At 46.8% G+C, this 14,217-nt stretch carries 12 protein-coding genes; 10 read left to right on the plus strand and 2 right to left on the minus strand.

The features are described 5' to 3' along the window. The first annotated feature begins 256 nt into the window (after positions 1-256). The 4 genes from NNN64_RS17330 to NNN64_RS17345 all read left to right on the plus strand — a co-directional run bounded on the left by NNN64_RS17330 (position 257) and on the right by NNN64_RS17345 (position 2,671). A complete protein-coding gene (locus tag NNN64_RS17330) occupies positions 257-898 on the plus strand; it encodes an inovirus Gp2 family protein (protein WP_271442166.1) in 642 nt (213 codons plus the stop codon). Between the two features lie 214 nt (positions 899-1,112). Continuing rightward, entirely contained in the window at positions 1,113-1,334 is a 222-nt protein-coding gene (locus NNN64_RS17335; protein ID WP_271442176.1) for a helix-turn-helix transcriptional regulator, read from the plus strand. Between the two features lie 85 nt (positions 1,335-1,419). Then, positions 1,420-1,995 carry a hypothetical protein gene (locus NNN64_RS17340; RefSeq protein ID WP_271442167.1) on the plus strand — a complete coding sequence of 192 codons (576 nt, stop codon included), beginning with the start codon at positions 1,420-1,422 and terminating at the stop codon, positions 1,993-1,995. Positions 1,996-2,149: 154 nt separating this feature from the next. Then, on the plus strand, positions 2,150-2,671 hold the full coding sequence (locus NNN64_RS17345) for a malate transporter (protein WP_271442168.1): 522 nt from the start codon (positions 2,150-2,152) through the stop codon (positions 2,669-2,671). 829 nt (positions 2,672-3,500) lie between these two features. On the opposite strand, the gene NNN64_RS17350 is transcribed toward NNN64_RS17345, so the two are convergent. Further along, entirely contained in the window at positions 3,501-3,776 is a 276-nt protein-coding gene (locus NNN64_RS17350) for an ATP-binding protein (RefSeq protein WP_333908964.1), read from the minus strand. 15 nt (positions 3,777-3,791) lie between these two features. Then, positions 3,792-3,995 (minus strand): hypothetical protein, encoded by a 204-nt coding sequence (locus NNN64_RS17355; RefSeq protein ID WP_271442169.1) that lies wholly within the window; start codon positions 3,993-3,995, stop codon positions 3,792-3,794. A gap of 235 nt (positions 3,996-4,230) precedes the next feature. Here NNN64_RS17355 and mads1 point away from each other — a divergent pair, with 235 nt between their 5' ends. The 6 genes from mads1 (at position 4,231) to NNN64_RS17385 (ending at position 13,860) form a co-directional block, all read left to right on the plus strand. Next, positions 4,231-4,395, plus strand: a complete 165-nt coding sequence (gene mads1 / locus NNN64_RS17360; RefSeq protein ID WP_425359694.1) for a methylation-associated defense system helix-turn-helix domain-containing protein MAD1 — start codon at positions 4,231-4,233, stop codon at positions 4,393-4,395. Positions 4,396-4,409: 14 nt separating this feature from the next. Continuing rightward, positions 4,410-7,676 carry a helicase-related protein gene (locus NNN64_RS17365; RefSeq protein ID WP_271442170.1) on the plus strand — a complete coding sequence of 1,089 codons (3,267 nt, stop codon included), beginning with the start codon at positions 4,410-4,412 and terminating at the stop codon, positions 7,674-7,676. Continuing rightward, on the plus strand, positions 7,669-8,511 hold the full coding sequence (locus tag NNN64_RS17370; RefSeq protein ID WP_271442171.1) for a DUF4391 domain-containing protein: 843 nt from the start codon (positions 7,669-7,671) through the stop codon (positions 8,509-8,511). The genes NNN64_RS17365 and NNN64_RS17370 overlap by 8 nt, the downstream gene beginning before the upstream one ends. 38 nt (positions 8,512-8,549) lie before the next feature. Then, positions 8,550-10,595, plus strand: coding sequence for a site-specific DNA-methyltransferase (locus NNN64_RS17375; RefSeq protein ID WP_271442172.1), 2,046 nt, complete (start codon positions 8,550-8,552; stop codon positions 10,593-10,595). A gap of 70 nt (positions 10,596-10,665) precedes the next feature. Further along, positions 10,666-13,635: a type III restriction-modification system endonuclease gene (locus tag NNN64_RS17380; protein ID WP_271442173.1), complete on the plus strand. Its 2,970-nt coding sequence runs from the start codon at positions 10,666-10,668 to the stop codon at positions 13,633-13,635. A 54-nt stretch (positions 13,636-13,689) separates the two neighbouring features. Then, complete coding sequence (locus NNN64_RS17385) at positions 13,690-13,860, plus strand: hypothetical protein (protein ID WP_271442174.1); 171 nt, start codon at positions 13,690-13,692, stop codon at positions 13,858-13,860. Positions 13,861-14,217 lie beyond the last annotated feature (357 nt).

Consider the following 14,217-nt stretch of genomic DNA (forward strand, 5'->3'; position numbering starts at 1 on the left):
AATGACGGTTTGTTAATATATCTTACAGTCATCTGAGATAACGTACTCCCCCCTGGATATACCGATATCAGGATAATAGTTATCAGATGGATACACTTCCATTAGCAAGAACCCTATCAGATACCTTCATACATCTCATCAGAGATACATCCGTTAGAACACACGCGATAAGTCCGCTTACGTAATAAAAATACTCATTCATCATTATTGATGAATGGTTTCCGTTCTTCATCCTCCCATTCCATGGAAATATAACATGCTTAACAATATCTGTCTTGATATGACCCATGCGCCATTCAATACACACTATCTTGCCAGGATGATATCCGTTATCGATAACGCTCTGGTTCAATATCCAAGAACAACAGCAATACGAATAGATTTACACCTTCCTGAATACAGAGATATTGGCGACAGTATTCGCTGTATGCCAAATCTGGATCCGGGACTGATGTCCAGAATGATAGAATCATTAAACGAAAAAGTAGCAGTCTATTGCAAGCGAAAAAGTAAACAATGGGGTAGAACGTGCTCATGCAAAGTTCGTTACATATGGGTTCGTGAAACAGGGTTCGAAAATAAACCGCACTATCATGCGGTAATATTCGTGAACAATGATGTATTCAATAGTCTGGGAAGCTATAAAGAAAATAGCACAGGGTTGGCTTCGTTAATTCACCAGGCCTGGCTTAGTGCGCTGAGAATGGATCAAGGGGTGAATACATCAGGGCTGGTTCAGATCCCTAAAAATCCCATTTACTACCTTGATAAAGGTAACAGTAACGGAATATTCCAGGATACCTACAACAAGCTGACATTTCGGTTGAGCTATATGGCAAAAGAAAGAACAAAAAGTTATAGCGCAAATACACGCTCTTTTGGTTGCAGCCAGAAATGAAAAATTAACCGTCTACTGACCGTTAACTTTCCGCCCGGTTGAAATCTTCCGGGATACAACACTGAACTGCACCTGCCCGATGGGTAGGCGAGTTTCGCTGTCGATCAGCTCCTCACTTTTTTTACGTACTCCCCCCATCCTCTGAGGAGAACAGGCGCACACCATTTATCGCATTGCCTTTCTCCCGTTATCAATCACTCAGAGGGAGAACTCGATTATGACAACCACCACAACAGCATCATTGATTCGTGCAGAAGATCCACTCATCGATATGGTCGCTATCACCCAATACACCGGGATGACCGACAAGTGGTTCTACAGGCTGATTAAAGACGGTAAGTTTCCCAAACCCATTAAGCTGGGTCGCAGTTCCCGCTGGTATCGCAGCGAAGTGGAAGCATGGCTAGAGAACTGCATCAAAAAATCCCGTCAGTAGTCTTTCCTGTCCCTGCACCATTATTCCCTGTAGCCCGCCTGACAAGTTACCTGCTGCGGCTGTCTGCTTTACAAGGTATCAATCGATGAAAGAAACCATAGCCCGTCATGATGTACTGCTCAACACCTACCAGCGCTGGCTGAGCGATCTGACCAGTATCGCTATCAAAAATGGCATGTGCCACCCGCACATTCAGTTCAGCCACGGTCTTACACTCTCAACATTATATTTTCCAGGCACGGGAGCCGTCACTGCTGTGGTGCCGCAAAGCCTGTACAGGATGATTTATGGCAAAACTCGCCCCGACCCACTGAGCATTCAGCGTGATTTTCTAATCAGTCTCGACATCAACACGGAGCTGTTGTTCACCCATGCCGGGCTGGAGGGGATTTTGTTGAGTGAATGCGTCAGGCTGAAGCAAAACCACCTTGCCAGCAAACTGCGCCATCTTCTGACGCGTGTCAGGTCGCGTGAGCTTCGCCAGAAGCTTATCTGGCTGTGCTGGTACGATTTGATGATGGGGGCTCCGGTAGACGACTGGCTGGATATGCTGGCGCTGGCGGACGACGTACAAATTACTACCTGGCTGATACACCGGCAGGAGGAGAATACGGTGCTGACGGCGCTGATGGATGAGTACGTCGTGTTTATGCACTACTGATCCCTGTGGCTCACCAAGACCATTCCTCTCGTGAGCACCTGAACCATTCCGCAAATAATTCTCTGCACTATCTGATTTCAATCTGACCCAGGCACACCGGCTATCCGGCATTCTGCGATGGCCGCTGCCTGCTAACTAACGTAAGGAAAAAACAATGAACACATTACTCAACCACTATCAGACCTGCCTGAACGATTATACTCGCCCGGCCATTATTCATGGTCAGTGCCAGCCCGAGATTATCCGCTGGCACACGCTGACGATGGTGCTCTGCACACTGCCCGGTGGTGAACTTGCCAAGCTGGTGATCCCTGAACGCCTCCAGCGCGTTCTCAAGATCCCGACAACAGCACCAATAACAGTGGCGCAGGACATCAACACAGGCCTGATGTCGTTACTGCTGCCGGGTGTGCTGCTTAGCGAATGCGAGCGGCTGGGGATGCGTCGCCTCAGCAACAAGCTACAGTCATTGTTTCAACAATTCAGAGGGCCAGGGATCAGAGAAAGGTTAACACTGTTATGCTGGGCTGAACTGGCAACTGACATCGATCACAACGAATGGAAGGAGTTACACCGGTTATCCACGGAATCGCTGATATCGTGGACAGATCAGAAGCTACAGAAATTCTGGGTGTTACAGCCACAAATTGAAGATTACATTGCTTTAATCAGATAGCGAGTATTGGCTGGGTGTCGTACCAAATGAGCTACACCCATTCATACCGATAGTGCATCGGATAAATTGACTCCGTTCCACGCGGCATACAGACTTTTGATATGAATAAAAATAGATCTGCGGCCGGTTCCCTGTGCGCCATGACAGGCCATCAGGGTCAGCTCCACGCAACACGCGAACCACGTTAATACGGTTTGCTGTACGACGTGGGCGCGTAGTCATTAGCCGCCGCCACCAACCTGGCGATTTTGTTGCATCCCAGCGAGGTAGACGCAAAGTGCTACGGTCACGGTAATGGATATAAGTAATCCCTTCACTACTGGGATAGTTGATTCGATAATGTGGTAGCGGATTTCCATTCCGATCGCGATCTTTTCTGGTATTAAAATTGGACATAGGTAACTCCCGTTAAAGGTTGTTACCAATGCTCCTGTATATAACGCATATGCCCTCTCAATCGGTGTAACGCAGGCGGGCTCTAACCTCCTGCCGGTTCATCCCATGATTTTTACGCTGATTTCCACACATCCAACAACTACACGAACAGGGGGTGTGGTAAACCATGCCAACATGCGTCAGCGAACGACTTCCAGCATTATTATAATACTTACGGATTGCTTTCAAACGCCGCTCATGGTGGCGGCGCAGGGCGCGTGTACGTGCCATTCTCGAAACTCCATCAATAACGGGGGCACAATGCCCCTGCTTATGAGTTCCGACCAATTGGCATAGCGATAACTACTGACAGGCATATGTAGGTTAAACTTTCTCCACATGACGTAACCTTTACCAATAAGTTCAGGCCACAAAAAATAAAACCAATTTGATATCAGAGAGATGGCGAGCGATAAAGAACCGTCTTCAGATAATCATCCGTTGCGGTAAACTCCGGTACTTGTCCACTCAAAGCCCGAGTCAGAAGGATGATTTTTGTCCTAATCCCCATTCCCCTGAAGTCAACACAACCATAGTCACGCAAGACTTCCATGATGATCATATTACGCGGTGAGCGCTGGCCTGCCATCATCTTCTCAACCGACATAGAGTTATTCAGCGCACCGGGGCTAATAACCTCGAATCGGTTATTATATAAACCGATTTCAATCTCAACAAAGCATGCTCAGTCACGATGTGCCAGAGCATTTACAACGGTTTCACGAACAGCTTCTAACGGATAATACCAAGTGGTTTCCCGACGCAAGTTTGTATCGGGTTGAGAGGCCTCAGAAGTAATAAATGGCATGATGGTTGACATCAAACGCTCAATCAATCCTCCATCGATCAACGCGCTCCCAGCCTCTTCAGTATCAAAACGTCCCACCATTGGGCCATCCAGAATATCATCCAACAACGGCTGATATTCTTTGTCTTCACTGGCAAAGGCAAAGACACGGATACCCCTGGGTAGTAATCCCTAATCATTCACCCCTGACCTGGGTGGCTTCAATCTGCTTGACAACGGGTAATAATGTTGAACGTATGATGACAACCTTGTACTATTTCGACACTGAAACATTACCCTCAACAGAGTGCGGATAACGCAAATGAGTGAGCAAATAATGACCGTTAAGGATGTCGCGTCGTACCTAAAGCTCAACGAGCGAACTGTTTACCGTATGGCAACGTCAGCGAAAATACCTGCCTTCAAAGTGGGCACATCCTGGCGTTTCAAGCGTGAAGACATCGAAAAGTGGATAGTAGAACAAAAGAATGACAGACAATAATAGGGAATTTCGGGGTGTTACTGGATAACAAAACCAGCGGCCACGTTGGTATCGAACTGAAAAAACATACCTTTTCTGGTTCCAGGCTCTCTGTTCTGTCCAGCCTGTTTACCTTATACGGTTTTGCCTCGCTGAAGCACGAGTTGAAGCAGCTGGAGTCTGCAAGGATTATTTTCAGCGAATGGGATTCGCTCAATCTGCAGAAACTGGTTGGTTCTGATTCAGACGTTCGCCTGCTGAATCAGCTGCAACAAAAAAGCATCGCCAGTGAGTTCTCGCAATGGCTGGCAAACAAGGCTGAAGTGAAAGCCAGTGTGCGGCCTCAGCCGGGTCAGAATATTATTCATCTTGGGGCTACCGAGCAAAGTTTTGCCATCAGCGGCAGTGCCACGCTCAGTCCAACTGGGCTCGGCGACGTGCGTTCCGACTCTCTGCACATGAACATGGGCTTGTCTGACCCTGAGAGCACCCGGCAGCTTTTGACGTGGTTTGATAACGTCTGGGCTGATGCACAGAATTTTCGTGATATCAAGAATGATCTGATAGCCAAATTGGATGCAATCGCCGTCGATCAACCGGCTAATTTTATCTATTTCCTCACGCTATTCAATTTGTTCAAAGACTTCCTCGAAGACATCGACGAAGACAGCATCATTCGTAGTAAAACCGGCTTTAAAGATACCCTTGTCTGGAGCAAACTCTACAAATTCCAGAAAGACGGAGTGCTGGGTACAATAGACAAGCTCGAAAAGCACAACGGCTGCATCATTGCCGACAGCGTGGGTTTGGGTAAAACCTTTGAAGCCTTGGCTGTGATCAAATACTACGAACTGCGTAACGATCGGGTGCTTGTTCTATGCCCGAAAAAGCTTCGTGACAACTGGACCATGTACACGGTCAACGATAAGCGCAACCTGCTCGCAGCTGACCGCTTTAATTACGACGTACTGAACCATACCGATCTGACTCGATCGAAAGGCTACTCGGGCGAAATCAATCTGGAGACACTGAACTGGGCTAATTACGACCTGGTGGTCATCGACGAATCCCACAACTTCCGTAACACACCGAACAAGGCGGAAGGTAAAAGCCGCTATGAGCACCTGATGAACGACATTATCCGCTCAGGCGTAAAAACCAAGGTGCTGATGTTGTCGGCAACGCCGGTCAACAACCGCATGAACGACCTGAAAAATCAGGTCGCCTTCATTACTGAAGGTCGGGATGATGCCTTTGCCGAACAGGGTATCAAAAATATTGAATCCACTCTGCGTCTTGCCCAGAAGCAATTTAACCAATGGGTCAGTGAGCCGGTCGAAAAGCGTACCACCGCAGCCTTGCTCGACATTATGAGCTTTGACTACTTCAAACTGCTCGATATCGTTACCATTGCCCGTTCCCGCAAACACATAGAAAAGTACTACGGCACCGAAGATATCGGCCGCTTCCCAACTCGCTTGCCACCGAAAAACATCTATGCCGACATCGACGCATCCGGCGAGTTTCCGCCGTTAAAAGAGGTCAACAAAACCATCCGGCGGCTATCCCTAGCGGGTTATTCTCCGCTGAAATTCGTGCGCGAGGCTAAAAAAGCCGAATACGCCCGTCGTTACGATAAAGCCGTAGGCGCAGGTAAAGGAGTGTTCAAACAGGTAGACCGTGAAGAAAGCCTGATTCACCTCATGCGCGTCAATTTGCTCAAGCGAATGGAAAGCTCAATTCATTCGTTCACGCTTACGGCCACAAAGCTTGCTCAGCAGGTCGAGCGACTACTGGCCAAAATTGATACCCACGAATCAGAAGAACTGTCCGAGCTGAATATCGAAGATATCCACGACTTTGAGCTGGAGTCCACAGAGCTGGAAAGTTACATGGTGGGTAACAAAACCAAAGTGTTGCTGCAGGATATGGATCTCATCCGCTTCCGGCAGGAACTGGAGGCCGACCGTGAGTTTTTAAATCACATTGCAGAAACAGCAAAAAGTGTGAATGCGGCCCGGGATGCAAAACTGGAGCTACTGAAACAAGCCATTGCACAAAAAGTTCGGAACCCACTCAACACTTACAATAAAAAGGTAATCGTTTTTACCGCGTTCGCCGACACGGCCCAATACCTGTATTCCCATCTGGCGCAATGGGCGCATTCCGAACTGGGCATTCACAGTTCATTGGTGACGGGCGGCGGTACCAATAAAACCACCATGACGGGCTTAGGTTCTGACCTCAATAATATTCTTACCGCCTTCTCGCCGATATCCAAAGAGCGCAGCAAAGTAGACCCAACTGCCACTACCGAACTGGATTTACTGATAGCCACCGACTGCATCAGTGAGGGGCAGAACCTGCAGGATTGCGATACGCTCATCAACTACGACATTCACTGGAACCCTGTACGCATCATTCAGCGTTTTGGCCGTATCGACCGTCTTGGCAGTAAAAACACGCAAATCCAGCTCATCAACTTCTGGCCCAATATGGAGCTGGATGAATACATCAACCTGGAAGCGCGTGTCTCCGGGCGCATGGTCTTGCTGGACATATCCGCCACGGGCGAAGAAAACGTCATCGATGAAAGCGCTAAAGACATGAATGATCTTGAATACCGACGCAGACAACTACAGCAACTCAAAGATGCAGTAGTCGATCTGGAAGACATGAGCGGTGGTGTATCCATTACCGACCTTACCCTCAATGATTTCCGCATGGATCTGTCAGGCTATATGAACGAGAAGGCCCGCCTCGCAACGCTGGATCAAGCACCGCTAGGGCTGTATGCAGCCGTCAGTATTGACCAAGATCTGGCCGCCGATGGCATCAAACCGGGCGTTATCTTCTGCCTAAAGAATATCCGCAGTGGTAAAGAAGCTGTTCAGGTAGATGACAACTACCCGCTGGCCCCGTACTTCCTGATCTACGTGACCGCTGATGCCGAAGGCAGCACCGTGGTCGAGCTGAACTTCACCCAAAGTAAAAAGATACTCGATCTCCTCAAGCGTGAAGCCTTTAAGCACAAAGCACCCGATCAACCTGCCATCACCGAAGTTAACCGCATGACACGCCGCGGGCGTGATATGAGCCACTTTCAGCACCTATTAGCTGTCGCCATAGATAGCATTGCCGGTAAGAGCGAAGAAAAAGGCATGGAAAGTCTGTTTACCAAGGGTGGTACTGTACTTACCGCTACCTCCAGTCAGGGCATTGAAGACTTTATGGTGGTGTCCTACCTGATATTGACAGCAGATACTCAGGTTACAGAAGGTCAAGGAGAGCGTGATGTCTGATATGGGTTTAGGCTTGCCAGAATTCGAAGCCTTTCTGGAAGGCTTGAACGTGCCCAGTAGCTGCGTGCTCAATAAGCCCCTGTTTAAAAATATGTTTCAGCAGCACGCCAACCTGGACGCTAAAGACAAAAAGGCTCTGAAAGACGATGTTGATAAGATTCGCTGGCTCTACACTTTAAAGCCCAGCACCATCAATATCGCGTCCTACAGTGACGACCTGCGCGATTATGGCGAGTTGGCTTTTCTGGTCGTGGAACTCAGTAGCGCTAAAAATACGGGAAGACTCGGCCAACTGATTAACCGGGCGATACCTTACCCGACCGTCATCTTCTTTATGCTCGCTGAAAGCAAAGGCACAGAAGCAAATGACAAACCTGATATAGAAGAGCGCCAAAAAGAACACACCAACGAACAACTAGCTATCTGTGTCGCCGATAAACGCATAAACAAGGCAGATAAAGAAAAGTGGGTCATTGAAGCGTTGCAGTTATCGCCTTGGCTAGGGTTGAGCAGCAAGACTGAAAGCGAGCAGGAATTTGTAAACAGCTTGACCTTTACCAGCTTGCCACACAGCAACTTCTGTCTGTTTTATCAAGCCATCATGGCCCGTGTACAAGCCCTTCAGTGTGCTGAAATCAGCGGGCGCTTTCATCTGCCTAGCAGTGAAGTCACACAACAACAAGCTGACCAGCTTAACCGTTACCGCAGTATCGAGAACGATATTAAAAAACTACGTGCCCAGATCAAGCAGGCTGAGTTCAGCCAGCAGGTTGTGTTGAATACCCAGATTAAACAGCAGGAACTGCGGCTCAAGCAGATCGGTGAAACCCTGTAACCGAATTGCATAAAGCAGAAGAATCAAGAGGAAACAAAATGAAAAACGTTATCCCAGAAATGGACTCAAAAAGCATGGACATCGTCGCCGACAACATCAGCAAACTCAAAGAGCTTTTCCCAGAATCCTTTACCGAAGGAAAAGTCGATTTCGACGTACTGAAAGAAGTGCTGGGTAACTATATTGATGGTCGTGAAGAGCGCTACAGCTTCACCTGGAATGGAAAAAGTAAAGCCCGCATGTTGGCACAAACACCCAGCACCGGCACCTTACGCCCCAGCAAAGAGGAATCGGTTGATTGGGATTCGACTCAGAATCTCTTTATCGAAGGCGATAACCTTGAAGTGCTTAAGCTCCTGCAAAAGAGCTATCACAAGAAAGTCAAAATGATTTATATCGACCCACCCTATAACACGGGAGGGGATCTCATTTATAAAGATGACTTTTCTAACAATATTAAAAATTACAAGGAAGTTACTGGCCAAGTAGATGGTGAGGGTCGAAATCTTTCAAGCAACCCAGAGACGAGTGGGCGATATCATACTGATTGGTTGAATATGATGTATCCAAGGTTGAAGTTGGCTAGAAATCTGATAGATAGCGATGGTATCATTTGCGTTTCTATCAGTGATCATGAGTCAAGCAATCTTCAAAACATAATGAACGAAATATTCGGTGAGGAAAATTACATAAACACAATCAGTGTCCTCTCTAAGGTGGCTGCTGGCGCATCAGGAGGCGGTGAGGACAAAAGGTTAAAGAAAAATATTGAATATATTTATATATATGCGAAGGATGCAAATGAATTCAATACTCTTAGTCATATGTATAGAGAAAGGCCGCTGCTAGATGTTATTAGTGATATGAGAGATGAAGGAGAGAGCTGGAAGTATACAAGTATATTAAAATCAAAGGGTGTTAGAGAGAAAGTTGGTGTTGTGAAAGATGGTGATGGCAATCCTATCGAAATATATAAAATCAATAATATCGAGAGAACCACAATATCAAAGGTTATGAAAGAGGAAGGTATCACAGAAGAAGATGCATACAAAAAATATTTTGATGGTATTTTCTCAGACACCAATGCTCAAACAAGCATTCGTCAGCGTGTTATCGACTTTGTGGGGAGCTTAGGCGATGGTGAATTACTAGAAGTGGAATATATTCCAAGATCTGGTAGGGATAAAGGCCAAAAGGTCACTCATTCATACATTAGTAACACTGTAAGAAGAGTTATTTGGCTGAAGGATGTAGCAGAAATAAGAGATGGTGTTGCAATAAAAAAAGAAAAAGTTGGGACTCTCTGGGACGATTTTGATTACAACAATGTGGGCAGAGAGGATGGGGTTCCATATCCAAATGGTAAAAAGCCAATTAGTCTTGTTGAGCGATGCTTAGACTTGTATGAGGGTAGTGATTTTACTGCAATGGACTTTTTTGCTGGATCAGGCACGCTAGCCTCAGCTATACAGAGAGCTAACGAAAGAGATGACGGTAGAAGGAAGTACATTTTAGTGCAACTTCCTGAAAAAATTGACTTAAAGTCAAAAGACAACAAAGCCGCGCTTGATTTGCTAGAGCAGAATAAATTGCCGCCCTTGCTTTCTGAGCTTTCGAAACTGAGATTGAAAAGCATTAATTCTCAAAATTTAGGTTCAAAGCAAGATTTAGGTTTCAAGGTATTTAAACTCGACTCTACCAATATTAAACCGTGGGAGTTGGACTTTGATCTGACGGAGCAGGATCTGGAAGATCAAATCTCCAATATCAAGCAGGGTCGTAAAGAAGAGGATGTGCTTTACGAGGTGCTGCTGAAGTACGGTCTGGATCTGACCTTGCCGATTACCGAACATAGCGTGGCGGGTCATAAAGTCTTTGATATCGGCATGGGTGCGCTGATGATCTGTCTGTCGGACGATATTACCCTCGACGTGGTGGAAGGCATTGCCAAGCTCAAAGGCGAACTGAATCCAGAAATTATGCGCGTAGTCTTCAAAGACGCCGGTTTTGCCGACGACGTGGTAAAAACCAACGCGGTACAGATTCTCAAGCAGGCTGGTATTGAAGACGTAAGGAGCCTGTAACATGAGCATGAAGATTCAGTTCGATGCCAATCTGGATTATCAGCGCCAGGCAATTGAGTCAGTAACGGGTGTGTTTGCCGGGCAGGAAATTTGCCAGACCAATTTCACTGTGGCTTCCCTGCAATCTTGGGAGGAAGGAACGCTGTTCCATGGTCTGCAAGAAGACTCGCTGGGTGTTGGCAATCGCCTGCGCCTGCTGGATGAAGACATCCATGTCAATATCCGCAGAATACAGCTTAAAAATGGCCTAGCGCCTTCGGAGACCTTTGACTCCAAAGACGGTATTCACTTAACGGTGGAGATGGAAACAGGTACAGGTAAAACCTACGTTTACCTGCGCACAGTTTTTGAGATGAACAGGCTCTATGGCTTTACCAAGTTTATTATTGTGGTGCCGTCCATCGCCATTAAAGAAGGTGTGCAGAAGTCACTGGAAATTACAGCGGCTCATTTTAAAGAGCTGTACGAAAACGTTGCCTTTGACTATTTCACTTACGATTCCAGTAAGCTGTCGGATGTGCGTAACTTTGCGACCAGCCCTGATATTCAGATTATGGTGATCAATATCGATGCATTCCGGAAAAGCTTTACCGACCCAGAGCAAGAGAACAAAGCCAACATCATTCACCGCGCACACGACCGCATGACCGGTGCCAAGCCGATTGAATTTATCCAGCAAACCAACCCGATTGTGATTGTCGACGAACCTCAAAGCGTTGACACCACCGATAAGAGTAAAGAAGCCATCGCCTCGCTTAACCCCATGTGCACAATGCGTTATTCGGCGACCCATGTGGAAAAGCACCATATGCTCTACAAGCTGGACTCTGTCGATGCCTACGAGCAAAAACTGGTTAAGCAGATTGAAGTGGCAGGCATTGAGGTTAAGGACGGCCACAATAAGGCTTATATCAAGCTGCTCAGTGTGAACAACAAAAAAAGCCCGATCAGTGCCAAAATCGAGATTGATGCTCGCCTAAAGAATGGCAGCATTAAACGCAAGGAAGTCACGGTAACCAGCGGCGCGGATTTGCTGGATGCTAAGTACAGCGGTGGCCGCGACGTATACGACGGCTACATCATTGAAGACATCTACTGCGGACAGGGTAATGAATACATTAGCTTTACCAGTAAGCCCAATATTCTGAAGCTGGGCCAGGCGCTGGGCGAAGTAGACCCGGACGAGTTTAAACGTCTGCAGATCCGCAAAACCATTGAAGAACATCTCGATAAAGAAATACGCCTGCGCCCACAGGGCATTAAGGTACTGAGCCTGTTTTTTATCGACAAGGTCGCCAATTACCGCTGGTACGACGAAGACGGTAACCCGCAAAAGGGTAAATTCGCCCTGATGTTTGAAGAAGAATACGATCGCGCCATTCGTAAACCCAAGTACAGCCAGCTATTTGAAGGTGCCGATCTGGATACGGCTGCACAAGGCGTGCATAACGGTTATTTTGCGATCGATAAGAAAAAAGATTCGTCAGGCAAGGAAATGCTCAAAGAATCTAAAATTGGAAAAGATGGCAAGGCGGCAAGCAGCGAATCTGATGGCAGTGCTTACAACACCATTATGAAAGACAAGGAATGGTTGTTGAGTTTTGATTGCAAACTGAAATTCATTTTTTCCCATTCAGCGCTCAAGGAAGGCTGGGACAACCCCAACGTGTTCCAGATTTGCACCCTGAACGAAACTACATCGGTCATTAAAAAACGTCAGGAGATCGGTCGTGGCTTGCGCATTTGTGTGAATCAGGATGGTGAGCGGGTACATGGCTTTGCGGTGAATACCCTCACTGTGATGGCTAATGAATCCTACGAGCAATTTGCAGAGCAATTGCAGAAGGAAATTGAAAACGAGGAAGGCATCAAGTTTGGCGTGGTCGAGAAGCACCTGTTTGCCAATATCGTGGTACCGGTTGACGACCACAATCACGAATACTTAGGTGCCGAGGCGTCGAAGCAGTTGTGGGAACACTTGCAGAGCAAAGGCCACATTGACAGCAAGGGTAAAGTGCAGGATAGCCTCAAGGCGTCATTGAAGAACGGTACTCTGGAGTTGCCTGAGGCATTCCAGCCCCATACAGCACAGATTGTGTCGGTGCTGAAAAAGGTATCCGGTAACCTGAACATCAAGAACCGTGATGACAAAGCCAAGGTTTCGCTGAACAAAGCGGTGTATCTGAGTCCCGAGTTTCAGGCGCTGTGGGATCGTATTAAATACAAAACTACGTTCCGCGTGAACTTTGATACCAGGGCATTGATCGAGAAGTGCGCCGAAGAGATCAAAATAAACCTTCAGGTGGGTAAGGCTCGCTTCACTTACCGCAAGGCGAAGACTGAAATTGATCGGGGTGGCGTGCACACAGAGAAGACCGTTGAAGCAACCAGCGTGTACGAATCCCGCTCGTACGATTTACCCGATTTGATCACTTACTTACAGAACGAAACCAACCTGATGCGCCGCACCATTGTTGCCATTATCAACAAAAGTGGTCGCCTGGAGTCGTTCAAGAACAACCCACAGAAGTTTATCGAACAGGCAGGTAACATAATCAAAAGCCAAATGCGTCTGTTTATCGTCGATGGAATCAAGTACCACAAAATTGGTGATGATCAGTTCTATGCTCAGGAATTATTCCAACAAAACGAATTGTTTGGCTACCTGAAAGACAACATGGTTAAAGCTGAGAAGTCCGTTTTTGACTATGTAGTTTACGACTCCGATATTGAGCTGGAATTTGCCTCGGCCTTCGAGCGAAATGAGGATATCAAACTTTACGCCAAACTCCCCGGTTGGTTCAAAATCGATACGCCATTAGGCGGCTATAACCCCGACTGGGCGGTTCTAATCGAAAAGGATGGCAAGGAAAAACTCTACTTCGTTGTCGAAACCAAAAGCACGCTCTTCTCCGTGGAAAGACGTCCGGAGGAAAATGCCAAAATCAAATGTGGTTATGCACACTTTGAAGCATTGGGTGATGAGGTGAAGTTTACGGTATCTAATTCGATGGATGAGTTCTCAAGCAGGTATGCGTGAGCAGTGTTAATTCACAATTTTTTTTGAAATGAACGATTTGAAAAGGACGTCAAAATGAGACTTGGACTGGATCTGGAGAACTGTTATGGCATCAATAAACTGGTGAAGGAGTTAGACTTTACCAGAATTGATGGCATTGACGGGGTATGCTCTTTGTATGCGCCCAATGGAACATTGAAAGCCTCCCAAGCTAAGGCACTAAAGGACATTGAAGAAGATAGGTAGTCAAAGGACATTATCTTTCCAGAGCGTGTAACTAAACGACTTGTTACTTTAGATGGCCAGCCTGTTGATGCTGGCCAAATAATGGTCATTAATTCCTACGACGAAAGTTATAGCTCCAAGCAGGTTTTCACACTACTGGTTAACGAGGCCCTAAAGCGTGACTATGATGAAGCCTTGAAAGAAGTTGACGATAAAAGAGCACTGCTAATAAAAGTTTTGGCAAAGTCCTCTGTAAGTATCCCGCATAATCGTGCCATTCACATTTAGAGATCCTCCGGCATAATCAATCTGCCAACAAAGGAGATCGCTATGCGTAAAGCCCGTTTTACTGAGCATCAGATCATTGCCGTAATTAAA

Origin of the sequence: Citrobacter sp. Igbk 14 (genome assembly GCF_028069825.1) — a bacterium.
In the GTDB taxonomy this organism is placed as follows: domain Bacteria; phylum Pseudomonadota; class Gammaproteobacteria; order Enterobacterales; family Enterobacteriaceae; genus Citrobacter.

Excerpts from the sequence above, each read along its gene's own strand:
- NNN64_RS17330 (WP_271442166.1), top strand. The coding sequence starts at position 257 with ATGCTTAACAATATCTGTCTTGATATGACCCATGCGCCATTCAATACA.
- NNN64_RS17340 (WP_271442167.1), top strand. The coding sequence starts at position 1,420 with ATGAAAGAAACCATAGCCCGTCATGATGTACTGCTCAACACCTACCAG.
- NNN64_RS17345 (WP_271442168.1), top strand. The coding sequence starts at position 2,150 with ATGAACACATTACTCAACCACTATCAGACCTGCCTGAACGATTATACT.
- NNN64_RS17355 (WP_271442169.1), bottom strand. The coding sequence starts at position 3,995 with ATGGTGGGACGTTTTGATACTGAAGAGGCTGGGAGCGCGTTGATCGAT.
- mads1 (WP_425359694.1), top strand. The coding sequence starts at position 4,231 with ATGACCGTTAAGGATGTCGCGTCGTACCTAAAGCTCAACGAGCGAACT.
- NNN64_RS17370 (WP_271442171.1), top strand. The coding sequence starts at position 7,669 with ATGTCTGATATGGGTTTAGGCTTGCCAGAATTCGAAGCCTTTCTGGAA.
- NNN64_RS17375 (WP_271442172.1), top strand. The coding sequence starts at position 8,550 with ATGAAAAACGTTATCCCAGAAATGGACTCAAAAAGCATGGACATCGTC.
- NNN64_RS17385 (WP_271442174.1), top strand. The coding sequence starts at position 13,690 with ATGAGACTTGGACTGGATCTGGAGAACTGTTATGGCATCAATAAACTG.